This window comes from Psychrobacter sp. APC 3279 (assembly GCF_030407795.1).
GTDB lineage: Bacteria > Pseudomonadota > Gammaproteobacteria > Pseudomonadales > Moraxellaceae > Psychrobacter.
The window spans coordinates 17,146-36,531 of sequence record NZ_JASDCR010000017.1 but is presented as its reverse complement, the minus strand read 5'-3'; the positions used below and the strand labels follow the sequence as shown (position 1 = coordinate 36,531).

Below are 19,386 nucleotides of genomic sequence, written 5' to 3'. Positions count from 1 at the left end.
TTCACCCACTGGCTAAAAGTAAATTGAGTTTTCCTCTATTTGCGCAGGGTATCAGCGCTGTGACCACATTCAAGAGCACTCAAGCACAAGGCACGCTGGCGTCCGATATTGCCTATCGCTTCGGTGAGCAGGCAACGACGATTCGTTCAGGCGATATTGCCATTATGGATAGTGATGATGTATTTATATTATCTGTTGATGTAGCATAGCAGCTATTATCAGGTCGTCAAAATGAATATAGAGAGGATGAGATGGAACTCCAACGTTTCTTCAATGTCTATCGTAACAATGAGCTAGATAAATTATTCAATGACTAATGAAATTATCAAAGATTAAATAGCAAACTATACCTGTGAAAACAACACAAATAAACGCTGCTAACAAGATATTAATACATATGGAAATAAAAACGATTATCATTTACAATGCTCTTCACAAAGTTAGTACACACAGTATTATTAGCTAAATATTACTCATATCACTGTTTATTTATTCAACTAAGTAAAATAACCTAAGTGAAAAAATTATGAAAAGCCATCATCAAGTTGCTCTATCTGTTCTTACCCTTTGTATTAGTCAGCAATTATATGCACAAACCGACAATGCAGTAGACGTTTCATTAAATGCGCAGGTTTCAGCGGAACTGGCTTCAAGTACAGTGTCTAATGAGACGCCTAATGTGACTTTAGACACTATCAATGTTACTGCTAAAGCTAGAACGGGCACGGCACTGGCACAGAAAATTAGTGAGATGCCAGCAGTCACCCAAGTAATTACTGAAAATGAGATTCAGATGCAGGCAACGGGTGACCGTACCACTGGTGATATCTTGGCACAATTGATACCGAGTCTGGGTGCCAGTAGTGGCTCAACCAGTAACTATGGTACGACCATGCACGGTCGCCCTGTACAGTTCTTGTTGAATGGTGTGCCTTTAAGCAGCTCGCGTAGTCTTTCACGCGAGCTCAATAGTATCGATCCTGCGCAGCTTGAGCGGGTAGAGGTGCTTTCAGGTGCTACCAGTATCTACGGTGCTGGTGCAGCAGGTGGCCTAATTAACCTTGTGACCAAATCTTTAGTAGGGTATGGCCCTATCAGACAAACTAGAGTCGGTGTCAGTAGCAGTCGTAATTTTGAGTCAGACTCATTGGGTTATCACGTAGGGCAAACATTAGGATATGGCGGCGAGCAAGTGTATGGTCGTCTAGATGTTGATTATGATAATAAAGGCGGCAAGTTTGATAGCAAAGGCAATCGAATCAGCCCAGATGTCAACCAAACGGACCAACAAGATACCGAATCGCTAAGTGTGAATGGTAGCTTGGGTGTAGAGCTCACTGACAGCCAGCGTCTTGATCTTGCAGTGACTTACTACAAAGATGAGCAAGACACCGACTATGGCCCAGATTATGGTGATGGTTTGGCAGTGTTATTTGGCGCAAAACCTTCTTTGAAGGCCATTGATGGTGCCAACGTAGAAAATGAGCCATATACCGAAAAAAGCTCAGTAAATTTGAGCTATAACGACGATGATTTTGTAGGCTCAGGGTCTAGCCTAAGCTTGACGGGTTACTACCGAGATGAGAAAGGCCGTTTTTACCCTTCTGGTAAAACTGCAGGAGACCAAGCGACTGAAGTATGGCAAAACAATGGCCTAACTGATACAGCCACACTGAAGAAACTGGCAAGTGCTGCAACATTTGTCACTCAATCAGAAGCTGATATCGAAGTAATGGGCTTACGTGCCGCCATGCAAACCGAGACGGAAGTCGCAGGCAAAAAGACACTGTTTAGCTACGGTGCTGATTTCGAGCGCGAAAACAGTGAGCAAACTTACTACGGTCAAGATCTAAATACGTTTCTTGCTAGTAATGGCTTAAGTGCCCAAACAAATGGGCTTACTTATAATGGTGGACCAGATACTACCATCGATAAATGGGGCGCTTTTGTCAATGCAGATGTAGATATAACTGACAAGTGGCATACCAGTGCTGGTGTGCGTTACCAAAAGCTAAAATCTGAGACTGATACCTTTACGCCCATCTATGAGCAACTGCTTGAAGAGTATTTTAATAGTTCTGCTATCAGTGGAACAAGTGCAGCTTACGGCATTGACTATCAAGCTGGCAACGTAGAAAAAGGTAGCACAGATCACGACAAAACCTTGTTTAATCTCGGTACTAGCTATCAGATAACACCGAATGATCAAGTTTTTGCTAATTTTTCACAAGGGTTTACGACAGCCGATATTCAACGGGCGCTACGTGATGTACGTGCCGGTTTCGTGGTTAATTCAGACAATGTACAACCGATTACAACCAATAACTACGAGTTTGGTTGGCAAGGCAAGCACGGTGATACAGCGGCACGCTTGAGTGGTTTTTATAACGAATCAGATAAGGTGGTGCGCCTTACTGATACCGTAGAAGTCATCGATACTGATGAGCGTGTCTATGGGGTGGAAGGCTCGCTTAGTCACGATATTAATGATAAGTGGCAAGTGGGCGGTAGTGTAGCTTATACCCGTGGTCAATATGACTATAATGGTGATTGGTTGGAGCTGGATGCTGTACGCCTAACACCACTAAAAGGCACCGCATTTGCCCAGTACCAATTTGATGAAGGCAGCAACATACGTCTGCAAGCATTGGCCATCGGCGGTGATGATAGAGCTTTTAAAGATCAACAACAAGACCCTAATTCTAGGGAATTTGTACAGCCAGTTACAGGCTACATGACTCTCGATGTATTGGGCCAAGTGAACATGCCAGTCGGCCGAGTAGGTTACGGGGTTTATAACTTGCTTAATAAAGACTATCTAACGGTCTATCATCAAACCACGTTTACGTCTAATGACTTGAACCGATTACCTGCATCAGGCACGACTTATGGCTTAAGCTATACCGTTGATTACTAAAAAGCGCCACGCATTAAAAAACCCTTCAGGCTATGAAAATTTAGCGTGAAGGGTTTTTTTTATGCTCATAATTCTCTAAATCATTTATCTGCTCCAAGAGTATTTGCTAGCGTTTCCAACTTTACGCTTTATCAGATGCAAAAATTATTTTTTGGCATTTTATGATTGACTTATAGCGTATCAATGCTAATCTAACCTCTCTTTGGGGAGTAGCCTGCTTTCGTACTGCGAAAGCGTTCGTATCAACATACTTGGCCACATGCCATGGTGCGAACACCTCTCGGTTGGCGAGACCATCGATATATCTACACTGCAGGTCGGGGGTGTGGCTATGTCGTGGACTCTATACTCGACCAGAGAAAATCACATGAATCCTATCGCACTTCTATTACTTGCTTTTTCTATGTCCACGGATGCCTTTTCCGTGGCAATCAGTAAAGGCGCAAGTCTCAAAAACCCTCGTTTTACCGAAGCTTTCAGAATGGGTGTTATTTTTGGCACCATTGAAGCGATCACGCCTATTATTGGTTGGTTAATTGGTCATTCTGCCACCTCTTTTGTAGACGCAGCGTTCATTGAAGCATGGGATCACTGGGTCGCATTTGTCATTCTTGCTGCTCTCGGTATGCATATGCTGTATGAGGGCTTCAAGCCAAGTAACGAATCAGTAGAAGCACCGCGTAGACATTCGTTCTTTAAACTTGCCATAACTGCGTTTGGTACTAGTATTGATGCAATGGCTGTCGGTGTAAGCTTGGCATTTATAGAAGTCAACATTTTATTAGCAGCAGGTCTGATAGGCTTGGCCACTACGGTAATGGTCACGCTAGGCGTGATGCTAGGAAAGGTGTTAGGCTCATTAGTCGGTCATAGAGCTGAAATATTTGGTGGTGTGATGCTAATTGCCATCGGTGCATGGATTTTATTAAGCCATCTTCAATGATTATATAAAAGCTGTCTACTACGAACAGATAGTCATTACGTGTATAAATTTATTACTGACTTGTAAGGGCAAAGCACTTGTTTACCTAAGAAAAGCCTATCTATATTAATAGTTAGGCTTTTTGGGTCTAAAACTAGCACATTACGCTGTAGCGGCTCGCAAGAGGTCTGAAAAAAATCAGCACTACAAAACCATCAATAATTATCCGTTGTCAGCGAAGAGGCTTGAATAAAGTGCCTATATCTATGCTTACACACATAGTTGTTATTTACTAAAAAAACAGTAGACAATAAAAAAGACCTCCAATCTCTTGAAGGTCTTTTTTATTAATACTTAAATTTGGTGGGCCCAGTAGGACTTGAACCTACGACCAAAGGATTATGAGTCCTCTGCTCTAACCAACTGAGCTATGGGCCCTAACGTTAGACGCACAATGATACCTGATTTTTTTAATTTTTCAAGTAAAAGATAGGCAGTAATCAAGATATTTTTTATTGAGCAGTATTTTCGTATTACAGGTGACCACCAGCTATAGTTAGACTACGGCCTCCATCCACGGTGATAATCTCTCCTGTGACATAATTTGCCTGCACAAGATACAGTACGCTATGAGCAATCTCATCAGGTTGCCCTATTCGCCGCATAGGGATAGCATCGATGATACTTTGTTGTTGCTCATTATCAATAGCTTGGTCACTAGTAGGGTCAGGTAAAATGTTGACCCCAGGAGCAACCCCGTTGACCCGTACTTCTGGCGCCATCTCTAACGCTAGCGACTGTACCATCATTCGATGCGCAGCCTTGGCCATGTTATAGACAGTATAGTTGTTAAACGGTCTATCATGCGCGTGTATGTCCAATAAACTGACAATACAGCCTTGTTGTTGCTTTAGATAAGGTAGTAGGGCTTGGCTTAATAATAGAGGGGCCTTGGCGTTGGTCAAAAGCAACTCATCCCACTGTGCATGATTGATACTACCGAGTGGGCTAGGATAAAACCGCGAGGCATTATGCACCAGCACATCAAGCTGTCCAAATGCCTCTACGATATTTTTAACAAAGCGGTGTAAAGCCATCCCATCGTTGACTATCGTTAAATCAGCAACGATAACTTTTGCACTATTAGCACGGATGTTGTTCAGATAGTCAGCCAAGTCATTAGCGTCTTGTTCACTACGATGACAATGAATAATGACGCGGTAACCTTGCCTATGAGCCGCTTTAACAATAGCCGCCCCAATGCGCCTAGCACTACCTGTGACAAGCATCACTGGCGCTTGGTTATTTATATTTTCTGCTTGGTAGGCATTAAGTTCTTGGTCCATAGCAATACTACTTTTTTCTCTAGTGCGCTTGTCTATATCATTGTTGCGCTTGCAAGTGTTCAATCCTGCTTTGGCGTAAGGCTGTACCAATAGCGGGGCCTTTAAGGTCTGGCGCAATGTCAGTCATGCTGACAGCGTGAAAGCTATTTAGTGTTAGCATCATTTGGCGATGCTGTGTTGCTAGCTGTAACACATGACTGCACACTAGCAGTTGAGAGAGCTTATCAGGCTCCTTATGCGCACCGCAGGCTTGGATTAGGTCGATTTTTTCAGCCGAATTTAGACTTTTTATTGTGCTTAGTTTTTCAGCTTGCTGAGCGAATAAAGTCGCGAACTGAGTATGTGCTTTTGGGACTTTGGCTTTATTACCGATAGCGTTAATATTTTTTATGGCGGTTGATACGGTAGAGGTAGACTCAGAGTTTTCGCTATTAAATAATGATGAAGACAGGCTAGTCATTAGTAGCGCCCAACGCTGTGATAAATTTAAATGCATCTGTCCTGCAAAGTATAACGCTGTCTGCACTGCTTCTCTTATTTGGACATTGTCCCAAGCGTGATGCAAAGGCGCGAAATACTCTGTGAGTGCACCAATTTCAAACAGTTTTTGCCAATAGACTTGCGGTGATAGCTGCATAGTCGCACGGCTCGATTCTTGCCAAATACGTTCGGCGCTCAAGTGAGCCAGCTCTCCTGTATCAACCAATTGACGCATCAGCGTTAAAGTGTCATCCGCGATGGCAAATCCCAAATCGTAGTAACGGCTATAGAAGCGCACCGTTCGAAGCACACGTAATGGGTCTTCACTAAAAGCACTGGACACATGACGCAATGTCTTACTTTTTAAGTCTTGCAGTCCGCCATAGTAGTCGATGACTTGTCCATTAATCGGGGTATCATCGGTTAAGCTGGTAACTTCGATTGCCATCGCGTTGATGGTTAAATCACGACGGCGCAAATCATCCTCTAGACTAATATCAGGGCTGGCATGTACGCTAAAACCTTTGTAGCCTGAGCCTTGCTTGCGCTCTGTACGTGCCAACGCATACTCTTCATGACTGGTCGGATGCAAAAACACAGGAAAGTCAGCGCCCACTTGTTGAAACCCAGCATCAATCATCTCTGTAACAGTAGCGCCAACGACGACAAAGTCCTTGTCCTTGATAGGACGCTTAAGCAGTCGATCGCGTACAGCGCCGCCCACAAGGTAAATTTGCATAAAAGCCTCTTATTATTATTGAGCTTTATATCACTAGCCCAATTTCTATAAATCAAAAAAACAGCCAATGCTTTATAAGTTGCATTGACTGGTTTTAGTATAGCAGAAGGGCTCTGTCAATGGATGACAGAGCCCTTCTTAATATGGTCAATCCTTTATAAATTGGGTAGGGTGTCAGCCTCGCTCAGTCTACTATTTGTAGTACTTTCACTCGGCTTCCTTGCATCCAAATTAACTTGAACCGACTACAGTGCATTCATACTGGGTATGATATATGACTATTTTTCGTTTTCTAGGTCTTGCGCTTCAGTGACGGTCAATGCAGTCATATTGACGATACCACGTGCTGTCGCTGATGGCGTCAAAATGTGTACCGGCTTATTAGTACCTAATAGGATAGGGCCAATAGAAGCACTGCCAGTCGCTGTTTTAAGCAGGTTGAAAGCGATGTTTGAGGCATCAAGGGTTGGCAAGATAAGCAGGTTCGCTGCACCTTTCAATGGGCTTGATGGCATATCGTTTAGACGAATATTTTCGTTAAGCGCGGCATCACCTTGCATTTCGCCTTCAAACTCAAAGTCGACGTTCATATTGGTCAATAGCTCATGAACCTTACGCATTTTGACAGCGCTGGCACGATCTGAAGCACCAAAATTAGAATGAGACACTAGCGCGACGCGTGGCGTGATACCAAAGCGACGTAACTGATCCGTTGCCAGGACAGTCATTTCAGCCAATTGTTCAGCCGTTGGGTCTTCATGGACATAGGTATCGGCGATAAAGATATTACGATCTTGCATGAGTACCGCATTCATTGCATAGAAGTCGTTCATACCTTGTTTTTTGCCAATGACGCTTTCAACGTATTTTAGATGCAATTGGTAATGGCCAAAGGTACCACATACCATGCCATCTGCTGCACCGTTTTCGACCAGCAAAGAACCAATCAAAGTCGTCTTACGGCGAACATCACGACGCGCAAGCTCAATGCTTACACCGCGGCGTTTGTTCTTCTCGTAGTAGCCCTGCCAGTAGTCTTTGTAGCGAGGATCGTCATCAACGTTGACGATGGTAATATTCTCACCAGCTTTTAGACGTAGGCCGAGCTTTTTGATATTGGCTTCGATAACTGAAGGGCGACCAACCAAGATAGGTTGTGCTAGCTTCTCATCAACGACGACTTGCACAGCAAGCAAGATGTTGTTGTCTTCACCTTCACAGTACACAATACGTTTTGGATCGGCTTTAGCACGAGCAAAGATTGGCTTCATCACAAACGCAGAGTTATAAACAAACTCAGACAGACGCTGACGATAGGCTTGCATGTCATCGATAGGTAGCGTGGCAACGCCCGAATCCATCGCTGCTTTGGCCACAGCAGATGCGATTTCAATGATTAGATTTGGCTCTAGAGGGCCTGGGATCAAATAATCACGGCCAAAGCTCTGCATCTTTTCGATGTTTCTAGCGCTGGTAGTTGGAGTGGCTTCAACGTGTGCCATCGCAGCGATTGCTTTTACGCAAGCGACTTTCATCTCTTCGTTAACAGTGGTCGCACCAACATCCAATGCACCGCGGAAGATATACGGGAAACATAGCGCGTTGTTTACTTGGTTTGGATAGTCTGAACGACCAGTTGCCATGATGACGTCTGGACGTACCGCATGGGCCAATTCTGGCATGATTTCAGGTGTTGGGTTGGCAAGTGCAAAGACGATAGGGTCTTTTGCCATACGGCGAACCATATCTTCTGATAGTGTACCTGGCATTGATAAGCCTAGGAACATATCGACATCGTCCATGACTTCTTCGATAGAAGTAGCTGTAATATCACGAGCATAACGCTGTTTGGTTTCGTCAAGGTTTTCACGGCTAGTACTGATGATACCGCGTGAGTCTGAAACAATAATGTTGTTCTTATTGACGCCAAGCGCGCAAATGATATCTAGGCAAGAAATGGCTGCTGCGCCTGCACCTGAACAAACAATTTTAATCTCTTCGATTTTTTTGCCAGTAATCAACAAAGCATTTAGCATGGCTGCGGCAACGATGATTGACGTACCATGTTGATCATCATGGAACACAGGAATGTTCATGCGCTCACGTAGTACGCGCTCAATTTTGAAACATTCTGGTGCTTTGATGTCTTCTAGGTTGATACCACCAAAGGTAGGCTCAAGCGAGGCAACCGCTTCGATGAATTTGTCTGGATCATTTTGAGCAATTTCAATATCAAAAACGTCGATACCTGCGAACTTCTTAAATAGAACGCCTTTACCTTCCATGACTGGCTTCGATGCCAATGGACCGATGTTACCCAGACCCAATACAGCAGTACCGTTAGTGATAACACCAACTAGGTTATTACGTGCCGTGTATTTAGACGCAAGTTTTGGATCTCTTTGGATCTCAAGACAAGGTACAGCAACGCCTGGAGAGTAGGCGAGTGCTAAATCACGTTGGTTGGCTAGCTGCTTAGTAGGGGTTACCGAAATTTTACCTGGGCGTGGAAACTCATGGTAATGTAAGGCAGCTTGTTCAAACTGCTCTTTTTCTGTATTGAGGTTATCCGTATTCGAAGTGGTATCGTCATTCATAATAATTGCCATGGTTGGAATAAATTGGAATAAATTAAATGGTGATAAAAAACAACGTCTAACCCTCCAAAGATCATTGAATGATAATAATTGAAAGGTACAAAGACGTTAAACGACTCACGACCATCAGAATCATGGTCGGCGATCAAAGATCAGGTCAAAAAAGCAAACTAGCTAAAATATTCATTCTAGCATTATTGCCAATTCACTGCCTAGTCAACAACAATGAATTATGCGAATAATATAATAAAATGATATTCGTTATTTATCTCGTTGATAATGCCAAAAAATGCAGCTAGATATCAACCTTAATTTCATAATATTTCAAAATATTACAGAATTGAAAGATGTTAAGACGGGCAGCTACTAAGACGAGCAACTAATAGGCATCTGCAGTGTATCAGGTGCAGGCGCAATAGTATCTAAATCACTAGCAATATCTTGCACGCTATAAGGACTGGCTAATAAGCGAAACACCCGATCAACTTCTTCGAACTGACCTTGCTCTGCGGCAGTAATCGCACGCTGCGCCATGCTATTACGAAGGACATAAACAGGATTGTTGGTTGTCATGTCATCAACTGCCTGCTCAAGGGGCAGCTGCTCGATGCTTGCAAGATAACGTGCTGACCAGTCTTGCCATACTTGCTGCGCGTCACTGCTTAATTCAGAGGTCATAGTAGCCAGTATTTTTTGTTCATAAGGATGATCTTCTGGTGCGACCAAACCGAGTAGGGCGCGGAAGCTATTGGTATAGTCGAGCAAATTGTCTTCTAATAGTGTCAACCATTCAAAAGCCAAGCTGAGACTCTCTCTTTGATGCGGTAGGCCAAGCTTACGGCACAGACCTTGCTGATAGTGCTGCATAAAGGTTGCTTCATAAGGTGCTAAGCAATCAGCAAGCGTCTCACGAGTAACGCCTTCTAGGCGCATAAAGTGTGGCAGCCAAACATTTAGATTCCAGTGCCCGATAGCAGGTTGGTTCTGATAAGCGTAGCGACCCGTATGGTCAGAGTGATTATTAATCCATGCAGGATTGAAGCGCTCCATAAAGCCAAACGGCCCGAAGTCCAAAGTACTGCCTGTGATAGATAAGTTATCTGTATTCATGACACCGTGAGCAAAGCCAATCAATTGCCAATCAGCAATCATACGGGCCGTACGCTCAACCACTGCGGTCAAGAAAGCTAAGACAGGCGTTTCTCTATCGCGGCACTCTGGATAATAAGTGTCAATCATATAGTCGGTGAACTCACCCAGTACATCAGGGGCAAAGCTGGCAATCCATTCGACATGACCGAGACGAATATGACTGTCTGCCACACGCATTAGTGCTGCACCTGCTTCGATACGCTCACGGCGCACTCTCGTATCAGATACCACAAACCCCAATGCGTTAGACGAGGGAATGCCAAGCTGGGTCAATGCATGACCGCACAGGTATTCGCGAATAGTACTACGTAAGACTGCGCGTCCATCACCCATACGTGAATAGGGCGTCAAGCCAGCACCTTTAAGATGCAAGTCTTGTGGCTGTCCATCAACATCGAGTACCTGCGCCATCAATAAACCGCGTCCGTCGCCCAATTGCCCAGCCCACTGTCCAAACTGGTGACCAGCATACGCCATTGATAATGGTTTAAAGTCAGCTGGCACGTATTGACCGCCCAATATCTCAACCCAATTGGTCATCAAGTCCTCGTCGTTTGTCCAGCCTAACTGCTTAGCAACTTGAGTGTTGAAGTGACCGACACGAGGATTGTCTAGTGGCGTCGGTGGCTGCTCATGATAAAGGCGCGTGTCTAGGTTGACGTAAGTGTTTTGATAACGCATACAGGCCGTTTCCATTAAAATATAAAAGTGAGAATGTCACTATAGCATAGCTCTCATATGGCATCGTTGCACTCTGTCCGTCTCTTGTAATATCTGACCGGAAAATGAACTTTTCGGTCTTTACTTAACTGAATGTGATGAACGAGATTTTTATTGTTTTTAGATTACAGGTCGTCACAGTTTAGCCGATGTATTTGACCATTTATTATGATAATAAAATTATTAGAAGTAGCTGGAATGACATAAGCGATAAACTATAAGCAAAAAAATCCCCCTATCTAGGACGGATAGGGGGATGGAGAAGCTTCAAAATTATAAAACAAATCAGAGATTAATTAAGCAGCTTTTTCGTTCGCGCCGATAGAGCGGAAAGCGGTTTTTAGATTGCTATTATGCTCAAGGATTTTTTGTTCAATTTTGGCATAATCGTGCTTTAACTTATCATCAACTTCATGCAAACGATCCGCAAACTCTGTCTTCTTAAGCTCGATAGTTTTTGCTTTTAGCGCTTGCCATTCTTCAACAGTCTGCGTAAAGGCATCATATTCGAACTTAATACGGTCTTGGAAACTCTTCATCGCATGAGGAAGATCAATGCCGCTGACTGCCGCTGTATCGATTTGCTGCTGAGCCTTCTTAAACTGCATTTGTACTTCTGCATGTTTGATGGTCGTATCATCAACAGTACGTAGCTCAGAGGTTAAACCAAGTTTTGATAAACCAGCGATTAACCATTTGGTTGGGTCATATTGCCACCATTTCACGCCATTACGATAGTCGTATTGGAAGAAGTGATGGTAGTTATGATAACCCTCACCCCACGTAAAGATAGCCAAGAAGAAGTTATCACGAGCACTGTTGGTATCCGTATAAGGACGTGTACCAAACATATGACAGAACGAGTTGATAAAGAACGTAAAGTGATGCGTCAATACCAAACGTAGTAGGCCTGCGATAACCAACGTACCCCAAACATCCCCAAGCAACCAACCGATAGCGGCAACCATACCAATGTTCATGGCAACTACCCATAGACCGTAGTATTTATGCTGAATCTGTAAGACTCTATCTTTAGTCAAATCAGGAATGTTTTTATAATCAAATTTGCCGCTAGGGTAGTTACGTAGCATCCAGCCAATATGACTGAACCAGAACCCACGCTGTGCTGAATACGGGTCATCTAAACGATCATCTACATGACGATGGTGAGTACGGTGACCAGAAACCCAATCAAACGCAGAACCCTGTACCGCTAAGGTAGAACCAAGCAATAAAAAGTTTCTAACAATTGGATGCGCTTTATAAGCACGATGCGCCATTAGACGATGGTAACCTGCCGTAATACTGATACCAGTCCATACCATAAAGGCACCAAATACACCCCAAACAGGTGCGCTCACTTGATGAGTGAACAAGTACCATGGCGTAATGATAGCAGCAGCAATCGGCGTCGCTACCAAAATAGTCGCCGGAATCCAATTGATCGGTGCTTTGGTAAATTCAAACTCGCGCATATCAATGCTTTGCTCTTGCGCAGAAAGATCCGCTTGCTCAGAAGCTTTAGCATAATTGCGTTTGGCAACAGGCTGCTCATCAAGCGCCATTTGCGCTTTTTTCTCATCAAAACGAGTCTTAAAACGCGTTACTTGAGTGCTGGCGGTCTTTACAAGCGTGTCACCAGATTTGATAGCGAAACGTAAGCCTTTAAGCGGTAAGCCAAGTGCTTTTTTTGCAATCATATAATATCCCTAACGGTATTAATTTAAGCCACCATAGTACCTTAAAAAGCGTGTAAAGTGAACACTTATACACTATAAAAATATTGCTAAATAACAATAACTTGTATGGATTATAGAATGTATTGGTCAAAAATATGAGTGACTTATCAGACATGAAGGAGAAGTGTAACAAGGAGGGTAGATATGTAGGAAAGAATGCGTTTAACGAAAAACTGATTAAATATCAAAAAAGTACGGATAAGTCAGTTAAGGCAACAGCAAATGACTTGGAAAATCCGTAATGATGACATCGGTCTGCCATTTTATGAGCTGTTCAATGGTGGGAATATCATTAACCGTCCAAGCACTTACTGGCAATCCATAACGGTGGCTATGCTTGATGACAGCTTGGGTCAAAAGCGGATAATGAATGCCCAGTTGAATACAGCCGAGTTGCAATGCGGTATTAGTCGCGCTTGCCAACGCTTCTGGCGTACGAATAAGCAGGCCGCGAGGCATATGAGATAATAGTCTGTGACGTTGCAAACGGTTGTGTAACTCGACATCGAAGCTCGTCAACACAACTGGTAAGCTGGCAAGAGGTGTATTAATAAATGCCTGCCGAAGCGCTGCAATCAATACTGCATAGTTGGTACGGCTATGCGTTTTAATTTCAAGCTCAATAACGTTAAATCCACTAAGTGCAGGCGCTATGCTTGCCAATGTCATAATGGGTTGGCCAAACTGCAACTGGCATTGAATCTCTGTGAGCTTTAACTGATCAATACGTGATTGCCGACCGCACATACGCTCTAAATCATCATCGTGGAATACGATTAAGTGACCATCAGCGTTTAGTTGTATATCAAACTCTACGCCTGCTAAACCTCTTGACTTAAGATTTTGAGAGTATTGAAAGCCTGAAAAGGTATTTTCTAACGCTTCACCGCGTGCGCCTCGATGACCTAGTAATAACGTATCTCTAAAATTTATCATATGCACCAATTATCGATGATTTTTATGCCCAATCATATAGCGTCATATCAACGACGTCTAACAAAAACTGCGATGCAATCCGTACTTTTTTGAATATGAATTTTTAGGGACCAAATCTGCGAATGTTTGTTATGTTTTTGCAACCAAACGCAGGTTTTTCCCATAATAAGGGGCACTATTTGTATATCCATGGGCTACACTAATGACCATTTGATTTAAACACCGTATAATAATGTGGTTTTCATATCTGTAGCAGCTAGCGTTGCATTTGAATGTTGAACACTGTCAGTCAGTGGCGGTACGAACCTGTAAATTGGGAGTAAAGTTAGTATGAGCGTAGCAAATATAAGTTTGAGCAAGTGGCATAAAGTTGCTGGGATTGGATTGGTATGTGGTTTGGCGCTTGCAGGCTGTGATCGCTCAGATAAAGAAGACACTACTGAGCAGGCAGAGCTAACAGAACAAGAGACGGTCGATGCTGAAAATAGCGTTGCGCCTGCGATCAGCTGTGATGATCCAATGGTGCAAGATCGCCTTAAGTCAGCTCTGAAAAATACGCTCAATCAACAAGCACAGTCATTGGCTGCCAATTATGCAAATGATGCTGAAATCAGTTTAGCAAATGGTGTGGTTAGCGAAAAAACCAATGGCGTTGTCATTGATGTCCAAAACGCTGCCATCTTGCAACAAGTCAATGAAAACGGTATGACCACTTGCCAAGCAAGTGTCAGCATGACGCTACCAAGTGAAGACTTGTATCAAGCCAGTCAGGTACAAGCGGCCAATAATCAGCCAAGTCTACAATCGCGTTTAGCGCAAGACAATATCCGTATCAATAACAATATGCTCGTTGATGACGCTTTCACTTACATCGTCGGTACTCAAGGCGGTCAAGTGCGTACGCGTATTGCAGGTCAGCCTGCTTTGATTACTGTTGTTGCAGATGTGATGGCAGGTTCTGTCTTTAAAACTGCAATGGATGAGCAACGTGCCCAACGTGCTGCTGAGCGCCGTGCAACACAGAACAACGATACGACTCAAACAGCCCCAATCCGTCAGCCACGAACTGTAACGCCAGTTGAGCCAATTCGCCCAACTGAACCAACGCCGCCGCCAACCATCAATAAGCCTGCTGAAAGTCAGAGCAGTTCGACTGCAAACACTCAAGCAGCAGCTGCTGAGCCTAGTAAGCCCGCCACACCAAAAGCCGTACCTAAAGATGAAACCATCGATATGGTCATCATTGAAGACAACAGCGCGACTTACTAATTGGTCATTGTAGTAAGAGATAGCGATTTCTAGTAAGCCGAATTGCTATCGCTCAATAATAAAAACCCCGCAACAATCATGTCGCGGGGTTTTTTGTGTTTAAATATTTATTGCTAAATACTTAGTTTGTATTATTGACTGTCAGTGAACGTTTTCAATGCTTGACTGTCCCACAACACCTCAGAGACTTTTTCTGGGTCTGTACAGAAGCGTGCAGCGACAAATAACCAATCAGATAAGCGATTGATAAAGCTGACGGCAGTAAGACGAATCGCTTGTGGACGCTGCTGCTGCAATATCACAGCTTGACGTTCAGCACGGCGACATACACTACGCGCCACGTGTAATTGACTCACCAATATAGAACCTGTCGGCAAAATAAAGTCTTTTAGCGGTGGCAATGTGGCATTCATCATATCTATTTGCTGCTCTAACCATTCAATATGAGTGGCATTAACCCCTTCATACTCTGGCATAGCAAGCTCGCCGCCTATATTGAACAACAAGTGCTGAATGATGACCAAAGCCTCAGAGAACTCTTTCTCTATAGATTGCCCTTTATTGTGTTTTAGTTGCGCACGTACCAAGCCAATATGCGAGTTGAGCTCGTCGATGTCACCCATGACGCTAAATAGATCGTCCGCTTTACTAAGGCGGCTGCCATCAGCCATACCAGTGCTGCCGTCATCTCCAGTACGTGTGTATATTTTGCTTAAGCGATTGCCCATCTTTACATCCTTAACGGTTTTTATGATTGAATAGCGTTAGTTGCACGCTCATTGTAGTATTTTACGCCTGTTTTCGCTAAGATAATGGGTTACGTTTTATATCACGACGTTTTTTGGTCTGAATTTTTATTTTTTTGATTTATAGTCATGGTCGTTGGTATGGCTTATTCATACATGACGGCTGAGATTTTCCATTTCTCTATTTTATTTACGTTACAAGGCTTTTTTACTATGACCACACCACTTGCAGATGCGATGTCCCAACTTGCCATTTACGATTCATTGACTGGCAGCAAGCGTCAGTTTGTACCACTCAAAGCAGGGCAGGTTGGCATGTATGTGTGCGGCATGACCGTTTATGACTATTGTCATATTGGTCATGCGCGAGTGATGGTCGGTTTTGATATGGCCGTTCGTTGGTTGGCGCGCTTGGGTTACGACGTGAATTACGTACGTAATATCACTGATATCGATGATAAAATCATTGCTCGTGCTGCTGAAAACGGTGAAGAGATTGGTACATTGACGCAGCGTTTTATTAAAGCGATGCATGAAGACGCAACAGCCCTTGGTTGCGAGATGCCAAATGCTGAGCCACGTGCGACCGATCATATCGATGATATGCAGGATATGATTGAGACGTTGGTCACTGGCAACTATGCGTATGCAGGCGTCAACGGTGACGTCTACTATGCTGTTGATAGCTTTGACGGTTATGGTAAATTATCTAAGCGCAATCTGGACGATATGCAGGCAGGTTCGCGAGTCGAAGTTGAGAATGATAAGCGCAATCCATTTGACTTTGTACTATGGAAAGCTGCGAAACCTGACGAGCCGCAGTGGGCGTCACCATGGGGTCAAGGGCGTCCAGGCTGGCATATTGAATGTTCAGCGATGTCGACTAAGTGCTTAGGTAGCACCTTTGATATTCATGGCGGTGGTCATGACTTACAGTTCCCGCATCACGAAAACGAAATCGCCCAGTCTGAGGCAGCGACTGGTTGTGAGTATGCACGCAACTGGATGCATGTTGGTTTTATCAATGTCGATGGCGAAAAAATGTCTAAATCATTGGGCAACTTTTTTACCATTCGTGATGTCATGGCAAAATACCTACCTGAGACGGTGCGTTTTTTCTTATTATCGAGCCATTATCGCAGCCAAGTTAACTTCTCTGATAGTGCTTTAGATGAAGCGCATAATAGCCTAAGCAGGCTGTATAATGCACTAAAATTGGCTGAGCAACAAAAAGGACAGTCAATCGTAATCAATGAAGACTTAATGGCTGAAGCTTACAATAGCACGATTGGTCAAAACTTCATCAAGGCGATGAATGACGACTTCAATAGCTCAACCGCCATCAGCGTCTTATTCGGATTGGCTCGTGATATCAATAAAGCTATCAAGGCGGAAGACGTCGATACGGCATGGCAATTAGCCCAGCAACTAAAAGCATTGGCTCAGGTATTGAATATTTTACAGCAGCCAGTGCAGCAGTTTTTGCAAGCAGTGACTGGTGATCAGGCAGAAGATGGTCTAACGGATGCGGTTATTGATAACTTAATTATCGAACGTGCAGGGTCTAAAGCCAACAAAAACTTTGCCCGTGCTGATGAGATACGTGAGCAACTAAAAGAGGCGGGTATTGAGCTCGAAGATAGCCGTGCTGGCACGACATGGCGCCGCGCTTAAAACAACTCTTGCCGTTTATAGGGTAAATAGCTACAAATCTCGTAATAAATCAAGTCAGCTTTAGGCTGGCTTTTTTTTGCTTACTGAATTAAGTTAAAGCAGCACCGATATATTTTTTATACTTTCCTTTTGTAGACTGATGGCTTTGAAAACATGAATACACTTAAAGACAATCCTATGAACCATCATTGTGCCGTTTTGCGCTCAGATGATAATCATCAAGTAGATGTAGAGAAAAGTCGTTTTAAAAGCCATATGCTGCAAATATTGTTGGGCTTTTTGATTGTCGCTATAAGTGTCATCTATGTGCCTGTTTATGCAGCAAATAGTGAGAGCGGGCAGAGTACAAGCGAGCCAGAAAAACAAACACCTAGTAAACCTGATAGTTTTACTGAATATGCAGCTCAGCAAGTCAATGCGCTTAAAGATGAGAGTGTTAGTATTTCTGGTATTACTGAAGAGATCTTCGATCCTACTGAGCGTAACGCAGTGGAGCAGGCAGGCAGGCTACAAGGTGATACGGCACTGACCGGAGAATACAGTGAGAGCTACTATATACTCGATAAATTAAATGCTGGGTTGCCGCCGTTATCTGAGCCAGCTAACTTAGAAACACCGCTTGCAGCTTTAGAGTTTTTTCAATCAGCGTTAATGAAACAGCAGTATGATTTGGCCGCTTACGCGCTAAACATGAATTTGATTGATGAGAAAAGCCAACGGAGCCGTGCGCTTGATCTCACAAAACGACTGGATTTCTTATTGTCTGAAAAAGAGCTCTATGTATTCGACGATATGCCAGATCGTCCCGATGGCTTAATTGAACCACCGCTTGGTAATAATAGCAGTGTCATGGGTATTGCCAGACGTTCTATTCAGCTTGGCTATGTTGATTATCGCGAGCGCCGTGTTCCTATTTATTTGCAGCGAGTGCGAGTAGGGGATAAAGCCCCTGTTTGGGTGTTTTCGGCGCAGACAGTAGGCAATATTGATAATCTCTATGAGCAGTATCATCCAGCCGAGTTCGAACGTTATTTGCCTACTTGGTTAAAGCTAAAGTTTTTTGGGATTGCGCTATGGGAATTCTCAGCGCTGATATTGTTCTTTTTATTAACCATGGGTATGGGTTGGCTACTGAGTAAAGGTACTGCAAAAATCATCAATCATTATATTGATGAAGAAAAATACAGCATGTATGTTGGCAGTACCAACGGCGTCGCCGATTTGGTTAGCAAGCTAACAGTACCATTAACCTTTACCATCAGTTTTTCACTCGTTTTCACCTTAGTTTCTGGTGGTTTTCCTTATTTAGATGCAGTTGCCTCATCTACGCGTCCACTCATTTGGATTGGACTGGTATTTAGTACCATGTGGTTGGGTATTCGTATCATTAACTTTTTTGCCAATCGTTATCAAGATATGCAGATTGAAAATTTGGCTGCAGAGCATTTTGATAAAGAACGTCGTCGCCGTACCTATGTATCGATATTCCGTCGTGTGTTTATTTTCGCGATGATTTTGGGAAGTTTCTGGATAGGTCTTAGTGAATTTGCCAATATGGAAGGCCTTGGCAAGACGTTACTGACTTCAGCGGGTATTGCAGGTGTGGTTATCGGTATTGCAGCACAGCCAATATTAGGGAATATCATCGCTGGTGTGCAGGTAGCAGTGACGCAGCCAGTACGGATTGGCGATAGTGTGATAATGGATGGTAATTTTAGTACGGTTGAAGACCTGCGTTACACGTATGCCGTGCTAAAAACATGGGATGAGCGACGATTGATCGTGCCGATGCGTGAGCTAATCACTGAACGGGTAGAAAACTGGTCGCATACAGAAGTTCATCAGACCTGTCCTGTGTTTTTGTATATCGATTATGGCGCAGATATCGACGCTATCCGAGAGGCGTTTATATCGATGGTCAAGGACAATAAACTTTGGGATGATAAAACAGAACCTGAAATGTATGTGGTTGATGTGACTGAGAATACCATTCAGCTGCGCGGCGCTGTTTCATCAGTAGGGCCTATAGAAGCATGGACGCTTGCCTGTGAGATACGGGAGCAAATGCTTGGTTATTTGCATGCACAGCAAAACAAATATCTACCCACAGAGCGCTTTACGTTAACAAAAAGCGAATAGGATTCAGGAG

The 19,386-nt window shown here is 43.6% G+C and carries 13 protein-coding genes, 1 tRNA gene and 1 riboswitch; of the genes, 6 read left to right on the top strand and 8 right to left on the bottom strand.

Annotated elements, in window-relative coordinates; genetic code table 11:
• Positions 1-59: 59 nt before the first annotated feature.
• The 3 genes from QL898_RS10140 to QL898_RS10130 all read left to right on the top strand — a co-directional run bounded on the left by QL898_RS10140 (position 60) and on the right by QL898_RS10130 (position 3,860).
• Entirely contained in the window at positions 60-209 is a 150-nt protein-coding gene (locus tag QL898_RS10140; protein ID WP_201548634.1) for a hypothetical protein, read from the top strand.
• A gap of 317 nt (positions 210-526) precedes the next feature.
• Complete coding sequence (locus QL898_RS10135; protein WP_201548632.1) at positions 527-2,917, top strand: TonB-dependent receptor; 2,391 nt, start codon at positions 527-529, stop codon at positions 2,915-2,917.
• A 192-nt stretch (positions 2,918-3,109) separates the two neighbouring features.
• Positions 3,110-3,277, top strand: a riboswitch (yybP-ykoY riboswitch).
• 7 nt (positions 3,278-3,284) lie between these two features.
• Positions 3,285-3,860 carry a manganese efflux pump MntP family protein gene (locus tag QL898_RS10130; protein ID WP_290176698.1) on the top strand — a complete coding sequence of 192 codons (576 nt, stop codon included), beginning with the start codon at positions 3,285-3,287 and terminating at the stop codon, positions 3,858-3,860.
• A 340-nt stretch (positions 3,861-4,200) separates the two neighbouring features.
• On the opposite strand, the gene QL898_RS10125 is transcribed toward QL898_RS10130, so the two are convergent.
• The 7 genes from QL898_RS10125 to QL898_RS10095 form a co-directional block, all read right to left on the bottom strand.
• Positions 4,201-4,277: transfer RNA gene (locus QL898_RS10125), tRNA-Ile, on the bottom strand.
• Positions 4,278-4,372: 95 nt separating this feature from the next.
• Positions 4,373-5,185, bottom strand: a complete 813-nt coding sequence (locus tag QL898_RS10120) for a pteridine reductase (RefSeq protein WP_290176697.1) — start codon at positions 5,183-5,185, stop codon at positions 4,373-4,375.
• A gap of 37 nt (positions 5,186-5,222) precedes the next feature.
• Positions 5,223-6,404: a tRNA nucleotidyltransferase gene (locus tag QL898_RS10115; RefSeq protein ID WP_201548630.1), complete on the bottom strand. Its 1,182-nt coding sequence runs from the start codon at positions 6,402-6,404 to the stop codon at positions 5,223-5,225.
• 278 nt (positions 6,405-6,682) lie between these two features.
• Positions 6,683-9,001 carry an NADP-dependent malic enzyme gene (locus QL898_RS10110; RefSeq protein WP_290176696.1) on the bottom strand — a complete coding sequence of 773 codons (2,319 nt, stop codon included), beginning with the start codon at positions 8,999-9,001 and terminating at the stop codon, positions 6,683-6,685.
• A 366-nt stretch (positions 9,002-9,367) separates the two neighbouring features.
• A complete protein-coding gene (locus QL898_RS10105) occupies positions 9,368-10,834 on the bottom strand; it encodes a protein adenylyltransferase SelO family protein (protein ID WP_290176695.1) in 1,467 nt (488 codons plus the stop codon).
• 335 nt (positions 10,835-11,169) lie between these two features.
• Positions 11,170-12,348 (bottom strand): fatty acid desaturase, encoded by a 1,179-nt coding sequence (locus QL898_RS10100; protein ID WP_290176738.1) that lies wholly within the window; start codon positions 12,346-12,348, stop codon positions 11,170-11,172.
• Positions 12,349-12,819: 471 nt separating this feature from the next.
• Positions 12,820-13,548: a glycerophosphodiester phosphodiesterase gene (locus QL898_RS10095; protein WP_290176694.1), complete on the bottom strand. Its 729-nt coding sequence runs from the start codon at positions 13,546-13,548 to the stop codon at positions 12,820-12,822.
• 330 nt (positions 13,549-13,878) lie between these two features.
• Between QL898_RS10095 and QL898_RS10090 the strand changes: the two genes are divergently transcribed.
• Positions 13,879-14,817 (top strand): hypothetical protein, encoded by a 939-nt coding sequence (locus tag QL898_RS10090; protein WP_290176693.1) that lies wholly within the window; start codon positions 13,879-13,881, stop codon positions 14,815-14,817.
• A gap of 131 nt (positions 14,818-14,948) precedes the next feature.
• Here QL898_RS10090 and QL898_RS10085 read toward each other — a convergent pair whose 3' ends face one another.
• The gene (locus tag QL898_RS10085; protein WP_102091468.1) at positions 14,949-15,545 is read right to left on the bottom strand and encodes a cob(I)yrinic acid a,c-diamide adenosyltransferase; all 597 of its coding nucleotides are present in this window, start codon (positions 15,543-15,545) and stop codon (positions 14,949-14,951) included.
• Between the two features lie 231 nt (positions 15,546-15,776).
• Here QL898_RS10085 and cysS point away from each other — a divergent pair, with 231 nt between their 5' ends.
• Positions 15,777-17,237 carry a cysteine--tRNA ligase gene (gene cysS / locus QL898_RS10080; protein WP_290176737.1) on the top strand — a complete coding sequence of 487 codons (1,461 nt, stop codon included), beginning with the start codon at positions 15,777-15,779 and terminating at the stop codon, positions 17,235-17,237.
• Positions 17,238-17,390: 153 nt separating this feature from the next.
• Positions 17,391-19,376 (top strand): mechanosensitive ion channel family protein, encoded by a 1,986-nt coding sequence (locus QL898_RS10075; RefSeq protein ID WP_290176692.1) that lies wholly within the window; start codon positions 17,391-17,393, stop codon positions 19,374-19,376.
• Positions 19,377-19,386 lie beyond the last annotated feature (10 nt).

What these genes read in the sequence shown, in the direction of transcription:
- QL898_RS10135 (WP_201548632.1), top strand. Translation starts at nt 527, where the DNA reads ATGAAAAGCCATCATCAAGTTGCTCTATCTGTTCTTACCCTTTGTATT.
- QL898_RS10130 (WP_290176698.1), top strand. Translation starts at nt 3,285, where the DNA reads ATGAATCCTATCGCACTTCTATTACTTGCTTTTTCTATGTCCACGGAT.
- QL898_RS10120 (WP_290176697.1), bottom strand. Translation starts at nt 5,185, where the DNA reads ATGGACCAAGAACTTAATGCCTACCAAGCAGAAAATATAAATAACCAA.
- QL898_RS10115 (WP_201548630.1), bottom strand. Translation starts at nt 6,404, where the DNA reads ATGCAAATTTACCTTGTGGGCGGCGCTGTACGCGATCGACTGCTTAAG.
- QL898_RS10110 (WP_290176696.1), bottom strand. Translation starts at nt 9,001, where the DNA reads ATGAATGACGATACCACTTCGAATACGGATAACCTCAATACAGAAAAA.
- QL898_RS10105 (WP_290176695.1), bottom strand. Translation starts at nt 10,834, where the DNA reads ATGCGTTATCAAAACACTTACGTCAACCTAGACACGCGCCTTTATCAT.
- QL898_RS10100 (WP_290176738.1), bottom strand. Translation starts at nt 12,348, where the DNA reads ATGCGCGAGTTTGAATTTACCAAAGCACCGATCAATTGGATTCCGGCG.
- QL898_RS10095 (WP_290176694.1), bottom strand. Translation starts at nt 13,548, where the DNA reads ATGATAAATTTTAGAGATACGTTATTACTAGGTCATCGAGGCGCACGC.
- QL898_RS10090 (WP_290176693.1), top strand. Translation starts at nt 13,879, where the DNA reads ATGAGCGTAGCAAATATAAGTTTGAGCAAGTGGCATAAAGTTGCTGGG.
- QL898_RS10085 (WP_102091468.1), bottom strand. Translation starts at nt 15,545, where the DNA reads ATGGGCAATCGCTTAAGCAAAATATACACACGTACTGGAGATGACGGC.
- cysS (WP_290176737.1), top strand. Translation starts at nt 15,777, where the DNA reads ATGACCACACCACTTGCAGATGCGATGTCCCAACTTGCCATTTACGAT.
- QL898_RS10075 (WP_290176692.1), top strand. Translation starts at nt 17,391, where the DNA reads ATGAATACACTTAAAGACAATCCTATGAACCATCATTGTGCCGTTTTG.